Source organism: Mucilaginibacter sp. UYCu711, from assembly GCF_050433825.1.
Taxonomy (GTDB): domain Bacteria; phylum Bacteroidota; class Bacteroidia; order Sphingobacteriales; family Sphingobacteriaceae; genus Mucilaginibacter.
In genome coordinates this window covers 340,995-361,931 of record NZ_JBNPWM010000007.1, presented here as the reverse complement: position 1 = coordinate 361,931, position 20,937 = coordinate 340,995, and the positions used below count along the sequence as shown (strand labels likewise).

Below are 20,937 nucleotides of genomic sequence, written 5' to 3'. Positions count from 1 at the left end.
AACTAAATCTAAAAGGAATGAGCCCGTTAAAATACCGAGCTCATCATATTAATAATTAATTTAAATTCGTCTAACTTTTCGGGGGCACTTCATTAGGTTAGCCTTTTTTGTTATGCTTTGCTGTCATTCTGAGCATAGCGAAGAATCTGTGAACCATGCAACTCCGCCTGGCAGATGCTTCGTTCCTTAGCATGACAATCAATATTAATTTAACTATTTCTCCATCTGCTCAATAACAGCTTGCGTTACGCCGGTGAAAGAGAACCCGCCGTCATGGAAAAGATTTTGCATGGTAACCATTTTGGTAAGGTCAGAGAATAAGGTTACGCAGTAATCAGCACACTCATCGGCACTGGCATTACCAAGCGGACTCATTTTCTCAGCATAATTGATAAAGCCGTCAAAACCTTTAACGCCCGAGCCTGCAGTGGTGCGGGTTGGCGATTGCGATACGGTGTTGATCCGTACTTTCTTTTTAGTACCATAGTAGTAACCAAAGTTACGTGCGATGCTCTCTAATACAGCTTTATTATCGCTCATGTCGTTATAATCAGGGAATACACGTTGCGCGGCAATGTAAGTTAACGCGACAACCGATCCCCACTCGCTGATGGCATCCAGCTTCATGGCAGTTTGCAATACGCGGTGTAAGCTTAAAGCTGATATATCAAAACCCTTGTGGGTAAACTCGTAGTTGTTTTCGTAATAAGGGATGCCTTTACGCACGTTAATGCTCATGCCTATAGAGTGCAAAACAAAATCAACCGGACCGCCAAAATGCTCCATAGCCTGGGTGAACAAGTTTTCGATATCAGCAGCAACGGTAACGTCGGCAGGGATAACCGGGGCCTTAATTTCTTCGGCCAATTGATTTATTGCACCCATGCGTAAAGCGATAGGAGCATTGGTTAATACAATTTGAGCGCCTTCTGCATAACAATGCTGAGCGGTTTTCCAGGCGATAGAGTTCTCATCTAATGCGCCAAAAATTATTCCTTTTTTGCCTTTTAATAAATTATAAGCCATGTTTTGATTTTTGTTTATAATGCCTGCAAAGGTATGATTTTATTGAATTACAATTAAATATAAAAAGCGGCCCCCTCTAAATCTCCCCCGGTAGGGGGGGCTTTATAATTGCTTTTAAAGCCCTCCCTGCCGGGGAGGGTTGGGAGGGGCTTAATTCTGATAAACGATCAGCATCGTCAGATCCTCATTACCGGCAGGTTTAATACCATGGCTGCTGCCGGGTAGGGTTAATATGCCATCACCGCCGGTAACCGGGAAGCTTTTGCCGTTCATCTGCATTTCGCCATTGCCGCTGATGATATAATAGATCTCCTGCGACTCCTGCAGGTGATAACCAATTGATGAGCCGGGGTGCAGGATCCGTTTACGAAACGTAACCTTATTACCTTTAAACTTCCCGAAGAAAGGGTACGCCGTGCTTTTACCCCCGCCATTATGCGGGCCGACATCGTCTTTTGCAATATCCTTTTCGTGGTCAAGGATATAACCTTTGTCCTGCTGCACAAACGTAAATCCCGCCAGGGAAATTAAAGAGAACACTAACGCGGTGATGATGAAAGTAGGGAGGTGGAAGTTTATTTTCATGATGTCGTTTTTTTTATGGCTGTCAGCCTGAGCCCGTCGAAGGGTGAGCGTAAAGGCCCGCCCGCATGCTTCGAGAGCCTCAGCATGACACCCGGTTATTGTCCGAGAAGCTCCCTTGCATTCTGCAAGGCGCTCTCGCCCGGCTTATCGCCGCTTAGCATTTTCGCTATTTCTAAAATTCGCTCGTCGGCGTTTAATTGCTTAATCCGGGTGCGGGTGGTGTCAGCCTCATCATCTTTATAAACAAAGTAATGGCTCTGGCCCTTGCTGGCAATTTGCGGCAGGTGGGTTATGGTGATCACCTGTAAATTAGCGGCCAGCTGCTCCATGATCTGCCCCACTTTATTAGCTACCTCGCCGGATACACCTGTATCAATCTCATCAAAAATAATAGTAGGCAACGCGGTGTTTTTAGCGATGAGCGATTTAATACTCAGCATTAGCCTTGATAGCTCACCACCCGAGGCTACCTTGCTCATTTCGGCTAAGGCGTGGCCCTTGTTGGCGCTGAATAAAAACTTAACCTCGTCAGCCCCATTCTTTGTTAAATGATCTGACTTTCCGACTTCCTGACTTTCCGACTTCCGGACTTTCAACTCTATTTTTAAAGCCGAGTTACTCATACCCATTTCGGCCAGCGTTTGCAGTACCTGCGCCTCAATAACCGGGATAGCTTTTAACCTGTTTGCACTGAGTTGCCCTGCCAGTTGCTCTAATTCCTTTTTATCAGCGCTTAACTGCTGCTGTAGTTTTTCGATCATTTCGTCGCCAAAAACAGCCTGTTGGATCTTACCGGATAGTTCATCCTGCAAAGCGAGCAATTCGGCATTGGTATTTACCCGGTGCTTTTTCTGCAGGTTATAAATAATGCTGAGGCGTGTATTAACATCTGCCGCCCGAGCTTCATTAGTATGCGTGCGTTGTTCTATATTTTCAATTTCGGCTGCGATATCTTTCAGCTCGATGATGGTGCTGTTTAGCCGCTCCTGTAATTCTTCCAGCTGCGGATTAAATTTGATAAGCGATCCTAATTGCTGCCCTGCTTCGCGCAACTGCACTAAGGCGGCCGCATCGCTATCCTGCATTAAATAATTAGCGCCAAGCAGGTTGCGTTTTATTTCTTCGGCGTTGTTTAGGGCGTATAGCTCCTGTTCTAATTGTTCCTGCTCGTCGGGTGCAAGGCCGGCTTTTTCCAGCTCATCATATTGAAACTGGTAGTAATCCAGGTCGGCTTTGGCTTTATCGCTTTCCTCAATTAACTGTTGTAATTTGGAGGTTGATTTTTTATATGCGCGAAACCCGGTTTGATATTCAGCTAACAGGTCAGGATGTTTAGCTACCGAATCAACCACCAGCAACTGGAACTCCGGGTCGTTGATCTCCAGCGTAGCGTGCTGCGAGTGGATATCGATCAGCTTTTCGCCCAGCAGCTTCATCGCGTTTAAATTCACCGGCGTATCGTTTACAAACGAGCGCGACTTACCATCGGCAGAGATCTCGCGCCTTAATACGGTCTCGGCTTCGTAATCCAGGTCGTTATCCTCGAAGAAAGTCTTTAAATGGAAGTCGCCTATTTTAAAAGTGCCTTCAATAACACACTTTTTTTGCTGGTTAAAAAAGTACCTACTCTCTGCCCGCTGACCCAGTATCAATGATAACGCGCCCAAAATAATTGATTTACCCGCGCCGGTTTCGCCGGTAAGGATGTTTAACCCCGCATCAAAACTAATTTCAAGGTTATCAATTAAAGCGTAATTACTTATACTGAGTTTTTGAAGCATAAAAGTATCCTGTAGATTTAAGGATACTAAATTACAAAATAGCCGGGTAGTTTAAGGTTATCGTTATAATTTATCAGCCAATAAAAAAGCCATGCCTGCATAATGCGGGCCTGGCTTTTACTAATTTATAAACTGATCTTATTATGTAGGGGGCTTATAAAGGTATGTTATTACCTGTTGCTGTTGGTGTTTCCGGTTTTACTGCCGGCGGTGGTGGGGGTGGCAATTCCTTGTCCTTAACTTTTATTGGTTTTGGCGGTGGGGGTAACCTTTTACCATTTAACATTTTGGCCGGTTTTGGCGGCGGAGGCAGATCCCCTTTGGCCGGCCTTTGCAAACGGTGACTGCGGATAATAATGGTCGAGTCGTTATCCAGGTCGTCCATTTTCTTTTTCCACTCTGCGCTATCGTAATATTTGCCAATATCTTCGGCATTTTTTTCGATGTCCTTCAGTTGCTTTTTACCTTCAGGACTGTCATAATATTTGCCCATTTTTTCGGCACTTTTTTCAATGTCCTTCAAATACTTTTTGCCCTCAGGGCTGTCATAATATTTACCCATGTCCTCGCCGGCTTTGGCCATATCCTCAATTTGTTTTTTAAATTCAGGGCTGTCATAAAGTTTGGCCATGTCTCCACCGGCTGTAGCCATGTCTTTAACCTTTTTTTGCCATTCGTCGGTTTGAAACTGGCGGGCCATTTTTTGTCCCTGCAGGGCCATTATTTCAGTATGTTTTTTCCATTGCTTGTTGTCGGTAAACATTTTGGCCATCGCCAGTGATTTTTCAACCATCACTTTTTGCTGTTTCTTCCACTCGGGGCTGTTAAAATGTTTGGCCATAAGCATACCCTGTTTAGCCATCAGTTCTGATTGCTTCTTCCATTTGTCGCTGCTGTAAAGCTTGGCAATTTTAACGCGGATGGAGTCATTAAGCATATGGATCTCGCCATTGTTGGTAAAGTGGTCGCGGTCTTCGGCAGGCATATCGTTTATGCTGTTATATTCCTTTTTTACGCCGTTCTCGTCCTCAACTACAATTTTGTATTTCTTTTTAGTGGTATCGTTAAGGGCGGCTACTCTTGCGGTATCGCCCAAAAACTTTACGCTTAACTTCTTTTTATGCTTGCGCGGTGCAACAGGCTTTGGCGCATCTTCGGGCGTAGTAATGGCTGCTGTTATCATTCGTATGGCGGGGGCGTTTTTAATAATCACCTTGCCATTTTTAATTTCCGGGTTTAACCAGGCTATGCTGCTTATGCTGCAGGTAAGCGCCAGTACTGTAATTAGTACCGGGCGTATATTTACGGTGTGTGTTTTAGTTTTCATGATACGTTCAATTCGGTTTAACAATTCATACTTTTTGCCGGTGGCGGCCAGGGCCAGTTGCCAGCGTTGTTGTTTATTCTCCTCGAGTTTTAAAAGCGCCTGCGCATATAAAAACGGGCTGCCCGTAACCTGCACAACAACATCGTCGCAGCAGTTTTCGCGCTCTTCGTTAATTACATTGGCAACCAGTTTGCCGAACGGGTTAAAAAATAACAGGATCCCAATAACCTGCTGTATAAAGTTTAACAGGTAGTCGTTACGTTTAATGTGGGCCAGTTCGTGCAATAGTATCGCTTCAATCTCGTCGGTATTCAGGTAACAGGTAATAGCTACAGGTAGTAAAATAATAGGTTTAATAAAGCCGGTAATGCAGGGTACATCCACCCACTCGCTAAAAGCAGCTTGTACGGTTTTAGTAACGTCCAGCTTTTTAGAAAGGCGCTTAACTGTACCCTCGAACCCCGCGTCCTTAATGTTTTGGCGGATACGGTAAATACTGTTCCAGGCCAGCGCAAGCTTTAGCGTGTTAAATACAAGCCCTACAACATATACCATGGTTAAAAAAGGCATATACTGCGCAATGGTAAAGTAAAGGCGGTTTGCAGGCGCATCAGCCTCATGGAATATGGCAGGCAGCGTAAGCGGAGTAACCGGTAGGGCAGTGGTTGATAGCCAGTTGTATTGCCCCAGCTCTTTAAACAGCGTAACAATAAACCAGCCCAGCATGCCCACTAACGTTGCATAGCTGATACGGTATTTAACCACCGACGATACTGCCGGCATAGCCAGTAAAAACAGGCGCAGGGCTATATAAATAATTAACCCCTGCCACAACGAGTGGATAATGGTGATCCCTAAAACCTGGCTGATGTTATACAACAAATTATGCATGGCTTTTAATGTTTATTGTTTTACTTAAACTAACTATTAACTAAATACCCCACCCACTCATCACTCACTACTCAAAACTCTTCAGATACTTCCTGATCGCATCAATCTCGTCAGACGATGCGCGGTGCTGACCCAGTGCCTGTATCACCAGGTCGGCAGTCGACCCTTTGAAAACCGTGTCCAAAATTTTATCAAGCGCGGTGCCTTGTGCCTGCTCACGGCTTATCACTGCTTTATATAAGTGCGTTTTAGCATTAGTGTCGCGTTCAACTAATCCTTTGTCGGCCATTATCTGCATCAGTTTTAAGGTGGTGGTGTAACCGGCATCCTTGGTGCGGGTCAACTCCTCGTGCACATCGCGCACGGTGCATTGGCCCTTCTCCCAAATTACCTGTAAAATTTCTAACTCGCTCTCTGTTGGTTTCAATTCCATGTTCCTGTTTTATTACAATCTACGAAGATTGTCGTACAAAGATGTACGATAGATTTCGTATATGCAAATATATTTTAAATTTTTCTTGTTAAAATTTGTTAAATCGTTGAGGACTTATATACATAAGTCGTTTTAAAACGGGAAATGTTACAGAAGGGAAGTTTTTTTAGGGGAGGATACTCGATCCAAGTTAAGGCAAATTAAAAGCAGCTATTAAGGAAATAAAGTGGGTATAAATAGTTACGACTTGAAACCAGCGGAAACTAACTGAGATAAGTTTGATTTTATTAATTTTGCCGGATGAAAAATGAGATTCCTGGTGTAAATATGGACGACCTGCGACTAACGGGCTTCCGGGTGCACGGGCTTTCGCCTGCTATAGATACCCGGGAATTGCCGGTTTCGCGGGGGCGGCGAGATTTTTATAAGATGGGTTTGGTTGACGGACAGATGACGGTTGACTTTGGCGACCGAGTGGTGGAGATTGACGGCACGGTATTATTCTTTGTGAACCCGAGGGTGCCGCATACGGTGCAGCGTTCAGGGAGCCGGAATGGTTATGCTTGTTTGTTTACTGAAGCATTTATAAAAAGGACAGAGATTTTAAAGAGTTCGCCGTTGTACCAGGCTGGTGACAGCCCGGTCATTCCGCTCAATAATGAACAGGCTGCTTTTATGCGGGGGATCTTTCAAAAGATGTTAGCGGCATACAACGGTGATTATCCTTTTAAGGGTGATCTGATCCGGAATTGCATCGAAGTAATTTTGCATGAGGCTTTGCGGATTCAGCCTTCGCAGCATGCTATTCCGTTTAAGAACGCTGCGACGCGGGTCACGCATTTGTTTATGGACCTGTTGGAGCGACAGTTCCCTATAGAGCGGAGCAATGACCCGCTGCGGCTACGCAATGCGCAGGACTTTGCTTCGGCGCTTTCGGTGCATGTGAATTATTTGAACCGCTCGGTCAAGGAAATGACGGGTAAGCCAACTTCGGTGCAGATCGCGGAGCGGATAGCTATGGAAGCAAAAGCGCTGTTGCAGCATACCGACTGGAGCGTAGCGGATATCGCTTATGCCCTGGGTTTCGAGTATCCTACTTATTTCAATAATTATTTTAAGCGGGTAACCGGCACTACGCCGAAATCCTTTCGTTAGTTTGATAATCATACTTTTTGGTTTGAAATCCTTTAACCTGGCGCAATTTTTCGGCGGACCTTTGGGGTATGAAAATATTAGTTACAGGGGCTACCGGAAAGGTAGGCAGCAGATTTGTTCCACGACTCTTAGCCAAGGGCTATGATGTCCGTGTTTTAGTTCGCGATGCGGCCAGAGCCGAAGATTTAAAGGCCATAGGTGCCGAATTGGCGATCGGCGATTTGTTTGATGAAAGTACTTTAGCGCCGGCGGTAGCGGGTGTCGATGCGGTGATCCACCTGGCAGCGCTTTTCAGGACTTTTACGGATAATGAGGGTGTTATCAAAACTAACCATGCCGGAACCATCGCGCTGGCAGATGCCGCGATTGCCGCAAGTATCAAACGATTTATTTTTGCGAGCACCAGTAATGTTTATAGTAAGGGTTATGGGCATCCGGCGAAGGAAGATGATGTTGTAAATATTAATGATCCGAGGCCTTATTCCGCCAGCAAGATCGCGGCAGAACAGGAACTGCTTAAAAAGGATCTGGAAGTGACGGTGCTGCGTTTAGGTTTTGTGTATGGTGATAAGGATCCGCATATCGAAGAGATCATCCCATATTTAAAAATGATGAAAATGCATTCCGGGTCGCGGATGCACATGGTCCATCACCTGGATGTAGCACAAGCTTTGATCTTACTTTTGAAAGCCGATGGCTTGGCAGGCGAAATATTTAATATCGCCGATGATGCGCCGATCACGATGTATGAACTGGCAGAATCTGTAGGTAAGGCCGAGGGTGCTTTTGATCCGGAGGAGGGCGCATTGGCTGATCCATTCGCAGGTGTTATAGATATTTCAAAATTGCGGAGAATGTTGGGCTTCCGGCCATTGGTGCCGAGTTATTATGTGGCACGTGATCTGGATTTACTGTAGGTGACGTGGTGAGGAACGGGAGCCCACGTTAGGGGTAGTAGCGGATACCGGCCCTTTTTTGCAGTAGCAGTTTTAAGGGGCAGCAGCGGTTTGATTTGCAGGGTGGTTATTTACTTGCACCAACTGAGCCTAAGGCCTGCAGGCGTATAAGCGGATAACCCCGGCCGTAGGCAACGCCCTAAATTTCACTCGGCTAACTCTTTATCTACTTCGGCAGCTACATCTAACAAGGTTTTGGCTAATTTTTGTTTGTGCGCTTTGCGCTCGCGGAAGATATCGAGATAGTTAAACAGTTGGAACTGCACCGCCCTGTCTTTGAGCAACGGCGAAACGATGAAGTTTCCGTTATCGTCTATTGCGGCAACAGTGCCTATGTATTTATTAAAATCGTCGCTGCGGGTGGTGTAAAAGTGGGTGTCGGCGTCGCGTTCAAAAGGCATGATAACAGTATATAGCGTCACCAGTTGTTTCAACAGCGCCTCATTTTTTATCAGCCTTAGGTAGCCCGATGATTTAAATCCCTCAAAACGGCTGTTATCAAACACAAAATAACTGGTGTTGCGTAAGTGGCTGCTTGAGGTGTCTACATACTTCGCGTCAATTTTGCCGCTGCGTATCTGGGCCCAAACGTGGTCGTAATAATCAATAGTGGGCTGAAACTGCGTTACAGACAGCGTAAGGTTTTTGGAGCTCTGTTTCAAGTCGGCCGAGATGCCTTTTAAAAACTCGTGTTCTAACTTCTCTTCATGGCGCTCCTCGTTCCAGTTATGAAAAGCCAGTGTTATGCTAACAGCAATAATAATGATGACGATCTCGCCGACGAACTCTTTTGCTTTTTCCCAAAGTGTTGTTTTGTGGCCTAGCGCCGCCAGGGCTTTTTTTGTATGCTGTATTATCTTCTCTTCGGACATATTGGGAGTACCTGCGTGTAAAGTTTTGAACCGCCAAAATAGCCATTAAATTTTAAACGGCATAGGGCGGCTGCAGGCGCATTTGTGCGCAAAAAACCGTTAAGCCCCACCCCTCTACCGGCAAGCCTTAACGGTTCTGCAAAATAAGGTTCAGGAGGTGGCGCGAGCTTAGTGGGCCGCGGTTAGCCAGTAACTGTGCGCGGCATAGGCGTGCTGCTTGTAGCTTTTATGCACTGTGCCTAAGGTGTTGCCTTTGGCATCTACGATGGTGAGTTGGTCCTTCGCGCCATCTTTTACGGTTAAAATGGGTTCGCCTTTGGGGCCAACGTAAGCGCCGTTCTTTTTAACGGTCCCTAAGGCCTGGCCGCCGGCGGTGGTTACGTTGCCCGCCATGTCAACCGAGCATAGGCCGTGGCCGGTGTTGTCGCGCACAACATCGTTACGGTCAATGTAGCCCAGCTTTTTGCCGCTTGCATCTAACAGCCAGCCTTTGGCGTTAATGGTAATTTGTTGGGTGGCGGCCTTTTGGGCAAATGTGGTGGAAGGTTTTGTTGCGCTGATTGCAAACAGCATCAGCAAAAAAAGTGAGAACTTTTTCATGATTAAATATTTAGGGGTTAATATTAATTAGTATGAAGTTACGGTAAAATATTTTTTGTTTGCAACTGATTTTTAGATAGTTGTTGTTACTTGAATATACAGGTTGGTGAGCGGATTTAAAAGCAACAGTCTTGTGCGATCAGATAGCCATCGGATCCCTCCCCACGGTCTGCAGGAGTCCTATAGCCTAATACGGAATCAATAAAATAAACTAAAGTGCTTTATTAATATAAAATCCTGCAATCCTCGAATCCTTACTAATCATGGTTGAGACCATTCAGCCATCAAAAAGGCGAAAAATAACCTTTTTGCAATTGTTTGATTTTGAGTTGGATAAGATGTATTTAGGTTTAAGGTCACGGACTGATTGGTTGGTGGAAATTGGATGTGCGTTTAAACATGTTTTGTTTCTAACAACGCCCTTATTATCAACTGTTTACGCGCGAAATATTGTTTCATTTTGTTTCACTCAGTTTTCGCAAGTTGTTTACTGTCAAATAGTTAGGCCGAAATGTTGTTTCACTTGTTTAATTTGTTTCACACGCGCGTGAAACAGAACAGGGGCTTAGTTCTTCTGCAGTTCCTGGTACTTGATACCATTTGCCGGGTCGGCCTGGGTAAGGATATTCAACGCGTCGACACGTGGTTGCGCGTCGGTATGGGCGTAGATGGAAATCAGTTCGTCGCACTTGGCATTAAAGAATACTAAGGGCAGCATAGCGCCCAGGCGCTGCCGGTCTACCTGGGTAAGCACGGGCAACATGGCCGAGATGGCCTTGCGGGCGCGGGTGGGGTTGTCGGCCATTACATCAAGCCCGTTGCGGTGGTAGTCGTATAAAAACACGCGCAGGGGCTCGTAAACCTTATTGTTAAGGTTCTCTATAAGCCAGTAGCGGTTGGTATTGTTGTCAAACGCCTTCCACCCCTTATATGGGGATGACTGGGCGTTGGTAACTACCGATTGGGCAAGGGCGTAGTAGTTGGAGCCACTAAGGCGGGCGAAGCTATCGTTATCTATCCCTGCTATAATATAGGCATAAAACGCCATTACCGAGCCAAGGTTGGATTGGAAACTCTGGTCGGTATAGTCGATGGTCTGGCCCTCGGTGTAGCTAAACTCGAAGTCTTTATCATTGACACTCAGTAAAGTACTGTTATAGTTACTGTTAAACACAGGGCGTGACGACTGTACCTGCAGCTCGCCGGCGAACTTGCTGCCGCCGTCCCACTGGGTGATGTTGAGCACAAAGTTACAGTCCAGCCGCTCCTGGGGTTGTACGTTCCCGGTAAGCCACTTGTGGCCGTTCAGGAAGTCCTTCATAGCTGTCTCCAGCGACTGGAAGATACGCTTATTGGTAGTTTGGATCTTGGGGGCAAGTACAGTTATGCGGGCGTTAAGGTCCTGCGCCCGGGCGGCCACGGTGCACAATAACAACGCTATATAAATGCCTAACCGCTTCATTTTTTGAGTAATGCAGCTATTTTAGCACAGATGTCGGTAGCCACATCCTCCTTGCTTTTAAGGCCGAAGGTGGTTTTTTGTAAGTCGCGGTCTATAATGGTGATCTTGTTGGTATCGGTTTTAAACCCGGCGCCCGCATCACCCAACGAATTTAGCACAATAAAGTCAAGATTCTTACGCTGCAGCTTATCAATTGCGTTCTGCTCTTCGTTGTTGGTCTCCAAAGCAAAGCCTACCAGTAGCTGGCCATCCTGCTTGTTATCACCCATGAACTTAAGGATATCAGTAGTCTTCCTGGTTTCTATGGTAAGGCCGCCGTCCTGCTTCTTTATCTTTTGTGGTGCGATGGTAACCGGCGCGTAGTCGGCCACAGCAGCACTCATTACGCATACTTTAGCACCCGTGTAGTGCTGTTGGCAGGCTTCCAGCATTTCGGCAGCGGTGGTAACGTCTATACGCTTAACCGCGCGTTGCTTACTCACCTGTGCTGATGGGCCTGAGATCAACACCACATCGGCCCCCAACCTTGCCAGCTCATCCGCAATAGCAAACCCCATCTTACCCGACGAATGGTTGCCTATGAAACGGACAGGGTCAATAGCCTCATAAGTAGGGCCGGCAGTTACCAGTACCTTAGTATTAACTAATGGAAGTTTCTTTTTTATATCGGCAGACAGGAAGGCGATAATGTCCTCGGGTTCGGCCATGCGGCCCTCGCCATGTAAACCACTGGCCAGTTCGCCGGTGCCGGGGGCTATCATGATGTTACCGAAGGATTGTAGCGTTTCGATGTTGGCGGTGGTGGCTGGGTGCTTCCACATATCCAGGTCCATAGCCGGTGCGAAGTAAACCGGGCATTTGGCCGATAGATAAACAGCGGTAAGCAGGTTATCAACCAGCCCTGTAGCCATCTTCGCGATGGTATTGGCGCTTGCGGGTGCAATCACCATTAAATCGCCCCATAAACCTAATTCTACATGGTTATGCCATTCGCCGGTTTCGGCAACAAAATAATCAGAGAATACCGGGTTTTTGGATAGGGTAGCAAGCGTTAGGGGGGTAATGAAATTAGTGGCATCGGGTGTCATTACTACCTGCACGTTAGCCCCGGCCTTAACCAACAGCCTAACCAGCAATGCCGATTTATAAGCAGCAATGCTTCCGCATACACCTAATACTACATTTTTACCCTCAAGCATAAGCCCCCTAACCCCCTGAAGAGGGTATATATTTAGTAAAATTAGAAAAAAGCACAGACAAAAAAACTCCCAAAAGGGAGTTTTAATATCATTAGTCCATTACTCCTTTTTGGGAGTAGGGGCTTATGCTTCTTTTATCGGGTTGCGATAGTAAACTTTACCATCTAAAAATTCCTGAACTGCAACCAATGATGGTTTAGGCAATTTCTCGTAATATTTAGAGATCTCAATTTGCTCACGATTCTCGAAGATCTCTTCAAGGTTATCATTTGATGAAGCAAACTCAGATAGTTTTGCATGCAACTCTTCTTTTACATTGTTTGAAATCTGGTTTGCCCTTTTTGACATAATTACCAGCGACTCATAGATGTTTCCTGTCTCTACGTCCAGTTCGCGCAAATCGCGGGTTACTGTGCTGCTTGCAATTGCAGGTTTTGCAGGTACTACTGCCGGGTTGTTATTATTGTTATTACTCATATCTTTTTTTGATTATGGCTGTTTTTTATGAATGTCCTGGGTCTCTGACCGTAAGGGTGTAAATAATGAATCTTTTCTGGCTAATTTGCGTGCAAGCTTTTCGTTATTGGCTGCTTCTGCTAGTACCCTTTTAACATCTATTATGCCTGCCTGGCTGTCTTTCTTTAGTTTTTGAGCCTCGGCAGTATAAAGGCTTTTTGGATATTTGTCAAAAAAAGCATCGGCAAAAGTTATAGCCTGGGTATAGCGTTCTTCCTGCCTGTATTCGCGGCTTTGGTGCGCATATTCATACTGTGCCTTTATAGTTAAGTATTCTAACTCTTCGGCATATTTAGTATCCGGGTAATCGCGTAGTGTATTACCAAATGCAATAACTGCCGATTGGTTTTCGCCTATTATTAAATACAACTTAGCGTTCGAGTATGATTTTAACTCCAATCTGTCGCGCAGGTCTTGTATCAACTTACTTGCTTCGGCAACCCTGTCGCTTTTTGGATAAAGGTTGATAAAGAGTTGCAGCTTATCAATACACTTATAAGTACTCTCCTGATCTAACGAAAACACAGGGGCATCAAGATAATAACAATAAGCTGTTAAAAACCTTGCCTCCTCAGCTCTTGGGTCAGACGGGTAAGAAGTAGCGAACTCATTAAAATGGTAAGCAGCAGCTGTGTAATCTTTCAGCTTGTAGTTAGCCATTGCATTTAAGTAAAATAAATCTGTTGCCCCATCAGTACCGCGATACCGCGATAGCAGGGTTTCAAATAAACCTAATGCTTTGGCGTACTCTTTCTTGTCATACAGCCTCTTGCCTTCCTGGAATTTTTTAGCATTATCATTACTTGCTTTTAGCTTTTCGTACTTGCTTTTACAGCTAACAACGCTAAAAAGTAATACTATTAATAAGCCAACAAATAATGGTAGTTGTTTTTTAAACATTTTGCAAAGATAAAGAATATTATAATTCAGTCAATTTTTTATTTAGAGGGCTAATATATAAGGTGTTTTTTACTATATATATATATAGGTATGCTTTTTAACATCTTTTAACCTTTAATATTGTGTAGCAGATATTCAAAACTATAAACAGGCTTATAATTAAAGTATCGCGTGGCTTTATCGCAAATATATACACGATCTATACTTTTAGGGAACCGCCAGCCATTGGCTTTATAAATTTCTGCTGCCGCAGGACAATGCTTTAAGATCACAGGTTCGGGGTTTTGTTTGATTGCATGTAATTCTGTTTCATCAAAAGGCGATCCACCTGATATATTAAAGATTTCAAAGTTTTTAAATTCGACACCTAAAGCCAGGCGCAACGCTTCTGCACCGTCGCGTTCATCAAGGCCACGATATAAACGATGGTTCAGGCGTAGGTTATCAGTCTCGGGTAAAAAACGTGCCACTCTATATACAGAGGTTTGCAGCCCTTCTTTATAAAAGAAGTCTTTACATAATTGTTCGGCTGTTTGTTTAGTTATATCATATATATCACGTGGTCGCTCTGCCAATAGCTCGTCAACCCAAACTGCCTTTTCAAGATCAACCATCGCGTCACCATATATAGAAGTAGTACTGGTATACAAAAAACAGGAGATGCCGTTTTTTATACAAGCGTTCAATAAATTTAATGTGCCCGTGATATTAACACTTATAAAAGCGTCGCGCGGATAGCCTGATTCATAATGTTTGCCATGTAGTGCTGCAGTATGTATCACAGCGTCAAAGCCCCGGCAGGTTGTCATTACGCTATCCGGATTGGTAATATCGATCAGTTCATCAGTTGTGCCTGACGGGACAATATCTAAACCATATGCTATATGACCACGTTTTTTAAGATGTTTTACGGTTGCTGATCCTAATTTCCCGGACGACTCTGTTACTAATACTTTCATGCCGGACAAATTTATAAATACAGTATCAAGCTATTGTTTTATTTGTAGTGATATTTTTTAAGGCTGATTTGCAGTGTGTTAATAATACACTCTCATTTTTTCTTACAAACTATTTGCATCAATCAAAACAAAACGTACCTTTGCAGCCCGCTAAAGAGATAAGGCGATTGTTCTAAAACACATCAAAAATACAAGCAAAAAACTATTTTAAAATATAATTTGCAGATGTCAAAAAGGTTCGTACCTTTGCAATCCCAAAACAAACGGGACAAAAATTAGAAGAGTTACCGAAAGCGATTTTCGGATACGAAAATGAAAAGAGTTACAACAATAAGTAACCAATAAAATTGAAAAATTTAGCCAACGCAAGAAGGCCAAAATTATAAATCTGAACCGCGAGGCAAAGAGAAAAGTTCTTTTAGGAAATAGAAAATCATGTAGTAAAGCGGGCCGGACTGAAGTAGGCAGCTTGATAGTAGAGAGGATGTGGTTAGTAATAGCTGATGACTCAAAACTCGGAGCTCAACACGAAGATACGGTTTGCAGGAACAAGAGGAATAGGTTAGGGTATTGTATAAAGATATATAATACAGATTAACAGATTCTATTTTAATAATAGGGTCAGAGCAATCAAACATAACATTTTACAATGGAGAGTTTGATCCTGGCTCAGGATGAACGCTAGCGGCAGGCCTAATACATGCAAGTCGGACGGGATTGGAGAGCTTGCTTTCCATGAGAGTGGCGCACGGGTGCGTAACACGTATGTAACCTACCTTCGTCAGGGGGATAGCCTCTCGAAAGAGAGATTAAGACCGCATAACATTATTGAATAGCATTATTTAATAATCAAATATTTATAGGACGAAGATGGGCATGCGGAACATTAGCTAGTTGGTAAGGTAACGGCTTACCAAGGCTACGATGTTTAGGGGATCTGAGAGGATGGCCCCCCACACTGGTACTGAGACACGGACCAGACTCCTACGGGAGGCAGCAGTAAGGAATATTGGTCAATGGACGGAAGTCTGAACCAGCCATGCCGCGTGCAGGAAGACGGCCCTACGGGTTGTAAACTGCTTTTGCAGGGGAATAAACCTCATTACGTGTAATGAGCTGAATGTACTCTGAGAATAAGGATCGGCTAACTCCGTGCCAGCAGCCGCGGTAATACGGAGGATCCAAGCGTTATCCGGATTTATTGGGTTTAAAGGGTGCGTAGGTGGCCTGTTAAGTCAGGGGTGAAAGACGGTAGCTTAACTATCGCAGTGCCCTTGATACTGATGGGCTTGAATAAACTAGAGGTAGGCGGAATGTGACAAGTAGCGGTGAAATGCATAGATATGTCACAGAACACCAATTGCGAAGGCAGCTTACTATGGTTTTATTGACACTGAGGCACGAAAGCGTGGGGATCAAACAGGATTAGATACCCTGGTAGTCCACGCCCTAAACGATGAATACTCGATGTTGGCGATATACGGTCAGCGTCTAAGCGAAAGCGTTAAGTATTCCACCTGGGGAGTACGCCCGCAAGGGTGAAACTCAAAGGAATTGACGGGGGCCCGCACAAGCGGAGGAGCATGTGGTTTAATTCGATGATACGCGAGGAACCTTACCCGGGCTTGAAAGTTAGTGAATAAAGCAGAGACGCTTTAGTCCTTCGGGACACGAAACTAGGTGCTGCATGGCTGTCGTCAGCTCGTGCCGTGAGGTGTTGGGTTAAGTCCCGCAACGAGCGCAACCCCTATGTTTAGTTGCCAGCACGTTAAGGTGGGGACTCTAAACAGACTGCCTATGCAAATAGAGAGGAAGGAGGGGACGACGTCAAGTCATCATGGCCCTTACGTCCGGGGCTACACACGTGCTACAATGGTCAGTACAGAGGGCAGCTACCTGGCAACAGGATGCCAATCTCACAAAGCTGATCACAGTTCGGATCGGGGTCTGCAACTCGACCCCGTGAAGTTGGATTCGCTAGTAATCGCATATCAGCAATGATGCGGTGAATACGTTCCCGGGCCTTGTACACACCGCCCGTCAAGCCATGGAAGCTGGAAGTGCCTGAAGTGCGTAACCGTAAGGAGCGTCCTAGGGTAAAGTCGGTAACTGGGGCTAAGTCGTAACAAGGTAGCCGTACCGGAAGGTGTGGCTGGAATACCTCCTTTCTGGAGCAATACCTTACCTCCTTTTAAAGTAGTGCAAAACTGTTTTCTACATGATTATTTTCTAAAATAGATGTTAGTGATTAGAGATTGGTGATTAGAGATTAGTTGAATAGCGATATTCACGATCAATAATTCATTAATTCAATAACTCATTAATTATATCTATTAAACGTAAACCCAAAGATGAAGCCATCAGTGGTTGTAACCGAAAGGGAGCAGGGACACGGTTGGCAGTAGCAGTCGGAAGTCGGAGTCGTAAAGACTCAGCACTCAAGACTCAGAACTGCGAACTAAATCAAATAGTCCTGTAGCTCAGCTTGGTTAGAGCACTACACTGATAATGTAGGGGTCAGCAGTTCAAATCTGCTCGGGACTACAATAAAGGCAATGACTGAAGGAAAGAATTATTGAATTATTGAATTGTTAACCATTCACTAATTCAGTCACTCACTAATTCATACATGAATCTTTCGGGGGATTAGCTCAGCTGGCTAGAGCACCTGCCTTGCACGCAGGGGGTCAACGGTTCGAATCCGTTATTCTCCACCATACCCACCATAACCCTACCAAGGGATGGATATTGATAAAGGAACTGTTTTAGGACAGTCCGGGGTAAACGTTCTTTGACATATTGGAAGAAGTAAAATAAAGAGAAGACAACAGTATAGAGGACTGTTGAGGCTCTGAAAGAGATATTTACGAAAATAGAGAGGATAGGCTTCGGTCTTGATACTTGATACTAAGTACTTTGATCTGACGGACGCAACAAGAATCAAAAAGCATACATACCGAGCAAAAGGCGGTATAGTAGAAGAAAGTAAGAAAGGGTACACGGGGGATGCCTTGGCTCTCAGAGGCGATGAAAGACGTGATAAGCTGCGATAAGCTACGGGGATCAGCAAATATGAATTGATCCGTAGATTTCTGAATGGGGAAACCTAACTATTTGAAGAATAGTTGCATAAATGCGCGAACCTGCTGAACTGAAACATCTAAGTAAGCAGAGGAAGAGAAAATAATAATGATTTCCTGAGTAGTGGCGAGCGAAAGGGAAAGAGCCCAAACCGGCTATGTTACGGCATAACCGGGGTTGTAGGACCACAACATGAATATCAAAATGAATTAGAACAGGGTGGGAAACCTGGCCATAGAGCATGAGAGCTGCGTATAAGTAAGTAATGATAGGATAGTGGTATCCTGAGTACCGCGAGGTCGGAGACGCCTTGTGGGAATCTGCCAGCACCATCTGGTAAGGCTAAATACTCCTGAGAGACCGATAGTGAACCAGTACCGTGAGGGAAAGGTGAAAAGAACCCCGAACAGGGGAGTGAAATAGAACCTGAAACCGTGTACTTACAAGCGGTCGGAGCGGACTTGTTCCGTGACGGCGTGCCTTTTGCATAATGAGCCTACGAGTTACTCCTCTCTGGCAAGGTTAAGTGTTTAAGACACGGATCCGAAGCGAAAGCGAGTCTGAATAGGGCGTATAGTCAGAGGGGGTAGACGCGAAACCTTGTGATCTACCCATGGACAGGTTGAAGGTGCCGTAACAGGTACTGGAGGACCGAACCGATAAACGTTGAAAAGTTTCCGGATGATCTGTGGGTAGGGGTGAAAGGCTAATCAAACTGGGAAATAGCTCGTACTCCCCGAAATGTTTTTAGGAACAGCCTGGCGGTTGAGTTAATAAGAGGTAGAGCTACTAATTGGGTGCGGGGGAGTCAAATCCTACCAAATCCAGATAAACTCCGAATGCTTATTAATATACGCTGGAGTGAGGCTATGGGTGCTAAGGTCCATGGCCGAGAGGGAAAGAACCCAGACCATCAGCTAAGGTCCCCAAATTACTGCTAAGTTGAACTAACGAGGTCCGATTGCACAGACAGCTAGGATGTTGGCTTGGAAGCAGCCATTCATTTAAAGAGTGCGTAACAGCTCACTAGTCGAGCGATCGGGCATGGATAATAAACGGGCATTAAGCAGTATACCGAAGCTATGGATTTGCAGTAATGCATCTGGTAGGGGAGCATTCTATTACCGGTGAAGCAGGAGGATAACCGACTGTGGAGGGAATAGAAAAGCAAATGTAGGCATAAGTAACGATAAGGCGGGAGAGAAACCCGCCCACCGAAAGACTAAGGTTTCCTGATCAACGCTAATCGGATCAGGGTTAGTCGGGGCCTAAGGTGAAGCCGAAGGGCGTAGCCGATGGATAACTGGTTAATATTCCAGTACGTTTTATAACTGCGATGCAGTGACGGAGTAGTGAAACTGACGCGAACTGACGGAATAGTTCGTTAAAGGCCGTAGGTATAGGTTTGGTAGTTAAGTACGCCAGATTTGCTGAAAGCTGATAGTACCTTGAGCCTTCGGGTAAGAGGATAGTTCAGGTAATCAGACTTCCAAGAAAACCTGCTAAGCTTCAGGTTATAAAACCCCGTACCGTAAACCGACACAGGTAGTCGAGGAGAGAATCCTAAGGTGCTCGAGTGAATCATGGCTAAGGAACTCGGCAAAATGGCCCTGTAACTTCGGGAGAAGGGGCGCTGGCAGCAATGTCAGCCGCAGTGAAAAGGCCCAGGCGACTGTTTAACAAAAACACATGGCTATGCAAAATCGAAAGATGACGTATATGGCCTGACACCTGCCCGGTGCCGGAAGGTTAAGAGGGGATGTTAGGGTTAAACCGAAGCATTGAATCGAAGCCCCGGTAAACGGCGGCCGTAACTATAACGGTCCTAAGGTAGCGAAATTCCTTGTCGGGTAAGTTCCGACCTGCACGAATGGTGTAACGATCTGGGCGCTGTCTCAGCCATGAGCTCGGTGAAATTGTGGTATCGGTGAAGACGCCGGTTACCCGCAACGGGACGGAAAGACCCCATGCACCTTCACTACAACTTAACATTGATATCGGATACAGGATGTGTAGGATAGGTGGGAGACTGTGATCCGGCTTCGCTAGGAGTCGGTTAGTCAACGTTGAAATACCACCCTTTCTGTATTTGGTGTCTAACCCTTCATTGAGGGGGACATTGTTTGGCGGGTAGTTTGACTGGGGTGGTCGCCTCCAAAAAGGTAACGGAGGCTTTCAAAGGTAAGCTCAGTACGCTTGGTAACCGTACGCGGAGTGCAATAGCATAAGCTTGCTTGACTGTGAGGCAGACAAGCCGAGCAGGGTCGAAAGACGGATATAGTGATCCGGTGGTTCTGCATGGAAGGGCCATCGCTCAAAGGATAAAAGGTACGCTGGGGATAACAGGCTGATCTCCCCCAAGAGCTCATATCGACGGGGAGGTTTGGCACCTCGATGTCGGCTCGTCACATCCTGGGGCTGGAGAAGGTCCCAAGGGTTGAGCTGTTCGCTCATTAAAGTGGCACGCGAGCTGGGTTCAGAACGTCGCGAGACAGTTCGGTCCCTATCTGTTGTGGGCGTTGGAAGTTTGAGTGGGGCTGACCTTAGTACGAGAGGACCGGGTTGGACTAACCTCTGGTGAATCTGTTATGGCGCCAGCTGTATTGCAGAGTAGCTACGTTGGGAATAGATAAGCGCTGAAAGCATCTAAGTGCGAAACTAGCCACAAGATGAGACTTCCATTGAGGGTCGTAGCAGACTACTACGTTGATAGGTTACAGATATAAAGGTGGTGACATCATAGTCGAGTAATACTAATCGCCCGAAGCTTTCTCATAGCAGGTAATTAGAGTGAGTGGTGAAATAAGTTGAATAGTGAGTAGTTGCAAAACTGCTATCCAAATCAACCACTCACTCAACAACTAAGTATTGTTGTTTTCTCTTAAACTTACTTCTTTCAATAATATGTCATTGTTTGGCTTAACGCTAAAAGACCAAAGCGTAAAGCTGAAAGTCTGAAGCAAAGCAAAACATATACTGAATTTATGAGGAATAGCTTTAAGCTTTATGCTTTTCGCTTTCACCTCAAAGATCTTCAGGTGCCTATATCGGCGGTGTCTACCTCTTCCCATTCCGAACAGAGAAGTCAAGCCCGCCAGAGCCGATGGTACTGCGGTAAAACGTGGGAGAGTAGGTCGGTGCCCAATTTTATAAAAGCCTTCATTCGAAAGAGTGAAGGCTTTTTTGCGCTTAGA

At 45.3% G+C, this 20,937-nt stretch carries 14 protein-coding genes, 2 tRNA genes and 3 rRNA genes; 7 read left to right on the top strand and 12 right to left on the bottom strand.

Annotated features, from left to right (window positions below):
- Window positions 1-213: 213 nt before the first annotated feature.
- From ABIB50_RS17060 to ABIB50_RS17040, 5 genes are all read right to left on the bottom strand, one after another.
- The gene (locus tag ABIB50_RS17060; protein ID WP_429381534.1) at window positions 214-1,026 is read right to left on the bottom strand and encodes an enoyl-ACP reductase FabI; all 813 of its coding nucleotides are present in this window, start codon (window positions 1,024-1,026) and stop codon (window positions 214-216) included.
- A gap of 150 nt (window positions 1,027-1,176) precedes the next feature.
- The gene (locus tag ABIB50_RS17055; protein WP_429381532.1) at window positions 1,177-1,611 is read right to left on the bottom strand and encodes a cupin domain-containing protein; all 435 of its coding nucleotides are present in this window, start codon (window positions 1,609-1,611) and stop codon (window positions 1,177-1,179) included.
- Between the two features lie 95 nt (window positions 1,612-1,706).
- Window positions 1,707-3,392 carry a DNA repair protein RecN gene (gene recN / locus ABIB50_RS17050; RefSeq protein WP_429381530.1) on the bottom strand — a complete coding sequence of 562 codons (1,686 nt, stop codon included), beginning with the start codon at window positions 3,390-3,392 and terminating at the stop codon, window positions 1,707-1,709.
- A 154-nt stretch (window positions 3,393-3,546) separates the two neighbouring features.
- Window positions 3,547-5,610 carry a M56 family metallopeptidase gene (locus ABIB50_RS17045; protein WP_429381529.1) on the bottom strand — a complete coding sequence of 688 codons (2,064 nt, stop codon included), beginning with the start codon at window positions 5,608-5,610 and terminating at the stop codon, window positions 3,547-3,549.
- Window positions 5,611-5,677: 67 nt separating this feature from the next.
- The gene (locus ABIB50_RS17040; protein ID WP_429381528.1) at window positions 5,678-6,043 is read right to left on the bottom strand and encodes a BlaI/MecI/CopY family transcriptional regulator; all 366 of its coding nucleotides are present in this window, start codon (window positions 6,041-6,043) and stop codon (window positions 5,678-5,680) included.
- A gap of 300 nt (window positions 6,044-6,343) precedes the next feature.
- Between ABIB50_RS17040 and ABIB50_RS17035 the strand changes: the two genes are divergently transcribed.
- Together ABIB50_RS17035 and ABIB50_RS17030 are read left to right on the top strand one after the other, a co-directional pair.
- Window positions 6,344-7,198: a helix-turn-helix domain-containing protein gene (locus tag ABIB50_RS17035; protein ID WP_429381526.1), complete on the top strand. Its 855-nt coding sequence runs from the start codon at window positions 6,344-6,346 to the stop codon at window positions 7,196-7,198.
- 68 nt (window positions 7,199-7,266) lie between these two features.
- A complete protein-coding gene (locus ABIB50_RS17030; RefSeq protein WP_429381524.1) occupies window positions 7,267-8,115 on the top strand; it encodes an NAD-dependent epimerase/dehydratase family protein in 849 nt (282 codons plus the stop codon).
- A 185-nt stretch (window positions 8,116-8,300) separates the two neighbouring features.
- Here ABIB50_RS17030 and ABIB50_RS17025 read toward each other — a convergent pair whose 3' ends face one another.
- From ABIB50_RS17025 to ABIB50_RS16995, 7 genes are all read right to left on the bottom strand, one after another.
- Entirely contained in the window at window positions 8,301-9,026 is a 726-nt protein-coding gene (locus tag ABIB50_RS17025; protein WP_429381522.1) for a hypothetical protein, read from the bottom strand.
- A gap of 168 nt (window positions 9,027-9,194) precedes the next feature.
- Window positions 9,195-9,626 carry a 5-fold beta-flower protein gene (locus ABIB50_RS17020; protein ID WP_429381520.1) on the bottom strand — a complete coding sequence of 144 codons (432 nt, stop codon included), beginning with the start codon at window positions 9,624-9,626 and terminating at the stop codon, window positions 9,195-9,197.
- A 565-nt stretch (window positions 9,627-10,191) separates the two neighbouring features.
- The gene (locus ABIB50_RS17015) at window positions 10,192-11,088 is read right to left on the bottom strand and encodes a DUF4835 family protein (RefSeq protein WP_429381518.1); all 897 of its coding nucleotides are present in this window, start codon (window positions 11,086-11,088) and stop codon (window positions 10,192-10,194) included.
- Window positions 11,085-12,287: a bifunctional phosphopantothenoylcysteine decarboxylase/phosphopantothenate--cysteine ligase CoaBC gene (gene coaBC, locus ABIB50_RS17010; RefSeq protein WP_429381516.1), complete on the bottom strand. Its 1,203-nt coding sequence runs from the start codon at window positions 12,285-12,287 to the stop codon at window positions 11,085-11,087. The genes ABIB50_RS17015 and coaBC overlap by 4 nt, the downstream gene beginning before the upstream one ends.
- A 123-nt stretch (window positions 12,288-12,410) precedes the next feature.
- Window positions 12,411-12,764, bottom strand: coding sequence for a DNA-directed RNA polymerase subunit omega (locus ABIB50_RS17005; protein ID WP_429381514.1), 354 nt, complete (start codon window positions 12,762-12,764; stop codon window positions 12,411-12,413).
- A gap of 12 nt (window positions 12,765-12,776) precedes the next feature.
- Window positions 12,777-13,703: an outer membrane protein assembly factor BamD gene (locus tag ABIB50_RS17000; protein WP_429381512.1), complete on the bottom strand. Its 927-nt coding sequence runs from the start codon at window positions 13,701-13,703 to the stop codon at window positions 12,777-12,779.
- 107 nt (window positions 13,704-13,810) lie between these two features.
- Window positions 13,811-14,662 carry an NAD-dependent epimerase/dehydratase family protein gene (locus ABIB50_RS16995; protein WP_429381510.1) on the bottom strand — a complete coding sequence of 284 codons (852 nt, stop codon included), beginning with the start codon at window positions 14,660-14,662 and terminating at the stop codon, window positions 13,811-13,813.
- Window positions 14,663-15,308: 646 nt separating this feature from the next.
- On the opposite strand from ABIB50_RS16995, the gene ABIB50_RS16990 reads away from it, so the two are divergent.
- From ABIB50_RS16990 to rrf, 5 genes are all read left to right on the top strand, one after another.
- A 16S ribosomal RNA gene (locus ABIB50_RS16990) occupies window positions 15,309-16,830 on the top strand.
- Between the two features lie 301 nt (window positions 16,831-17,131).
- Window positions 17,132-17,206 (top strand) — tRNA-Ile (locus ABIB50_RS16985).
- A 96-nt stretch (window positions 17,207-17,302) separates the two neighbouring features.
- Window positions 17,303-17,379 (top strand) — tRNA-Ala (locus tag ABIB50_RS16980).
- A gap of 262 nt (window positions 17,380-17,641) precedes the next feature.
- Window positions 17,642-20,519, top strand: a 23S ribosomal RNA gene (locus ABIB50_RS16975).
- Window positions 20,520-20,777: 258 nt separating this feature from the next.
- A 5S ribosomal RNA gene (rrf, locus tag ABIB50_RS16970) occupies window positions 20,778-20,889 on the top strand.
- Together the 16S, 23S and 5S rRNA genes with 2 tRNA genes alongside form the textbook arrangement of a ribosomal RNA operon.
- The last annotated feature ends 48 nt before the right edge of the window (window positions 20,890-20,937 follow it).

Excerpts from the sequence above, each read along its gene's own strand:
- ABIB50_RS17060 (WP_429381534.1), bottom strand. The coding sequence starts at position 1,026 with ATGGCTTATAATTTATTAAAAGGCAAAAAAGGAATAATTTTTGGCGCA.
- ABIB50_RS17055 (WP_429381532.1), bottom strand. The coding sequence starts at position 1,611 with ATGAAAATAAACTTCCACCTCCCTACTTTCATCATCACCGCGTTAGTG.
- recN (WP_429381530.1), bottom strand. The coding sequence starts at position 3,392 with ATGCTTCAAAAACTCAGTATAAGTAATTACGCTTTAATTGATAACCTT.
- ABIB50_RS17045 (WP_429381529.1), bottom strand. The coding sequence starts at position 5,610 with ATGCATAATTTGTTGTATAACATCAGCCAGGTTTTAGGGATCACCATT.
- ABIB50_RS17040 (WP_429381528.1), bottom strand. The coding sequence starts at position 6,043 with ATGGAATTGAAACCAACAGAGAGCGAGTTAGAAATTTTACAGGTAATT.
- ABIB50_RS17035 (WP_429381526.1), top strand. The coding sequence starts at position 6,344 with ATGAAAAATGAGATTCCTGGTGTAAATATGGACGACCTGCGACTAACG.
- ABIB50_RS17030 (WP_429381524.1), top strand. The coding sequence starts at position 7,267 with ATGAAAATATTAGTTACAGGGGCTACCGGAAAGGTAGGCAGCAGATTT.
- ABIB50_RS17025 (WP_429381522.1), bottom strand. The coding sequence starts at position 9,026 with ATGTCCGAAGAGAAGATAATACAGCATACAAAAAAAGCCCTGGCGGCG.
- ABIB50_RS17020 (WP_429381520.1), bottom strand. The coding sequence starts at position 9,626 with ATGAAAAAGTTCTCACTTTTTTTGCTGATGCTGTTTGCAATCAGCGCA.
- ABIB50_RS17015 (WP_429381518.1), bottom strand. The coding sequence starts at position 11,088 with ATGAAGCGGTTAGGCATTTATATAGCGTTGTTATTGTGCACCGTGGCC.
- coaBC (WP_429381516.1), bottom strand. The coding sequence starts at position 12,287 with ATGCTTGAGGGTAAAAATGTAGTATTAGGTGTATGCGGAAGCATTGCT.
- ABIB50_RS17005 (WP_429381514.1), bottom strand. The coding sequence starts at position 12,764 with ATGAGTAATAACAATAATAACAACCCGGCAGTAGTACCTGCAAAACCT.
- ABIB50_RS17000 (WP_429381512.1), bottom strand. The coding sequence starts at position 13,703 with ATGTTTAAAAAACAACTACCATTATTTGTTGGCTTATTAATAGTATTA.
- ABIB50_RS16995 (WP_429381510.1), bottom strand. The coding sequence starts at position 14,662 with ATGAAAGTATTAGTAACAGAGTCGTCCGGGAAATTAGGATCAGCAACC.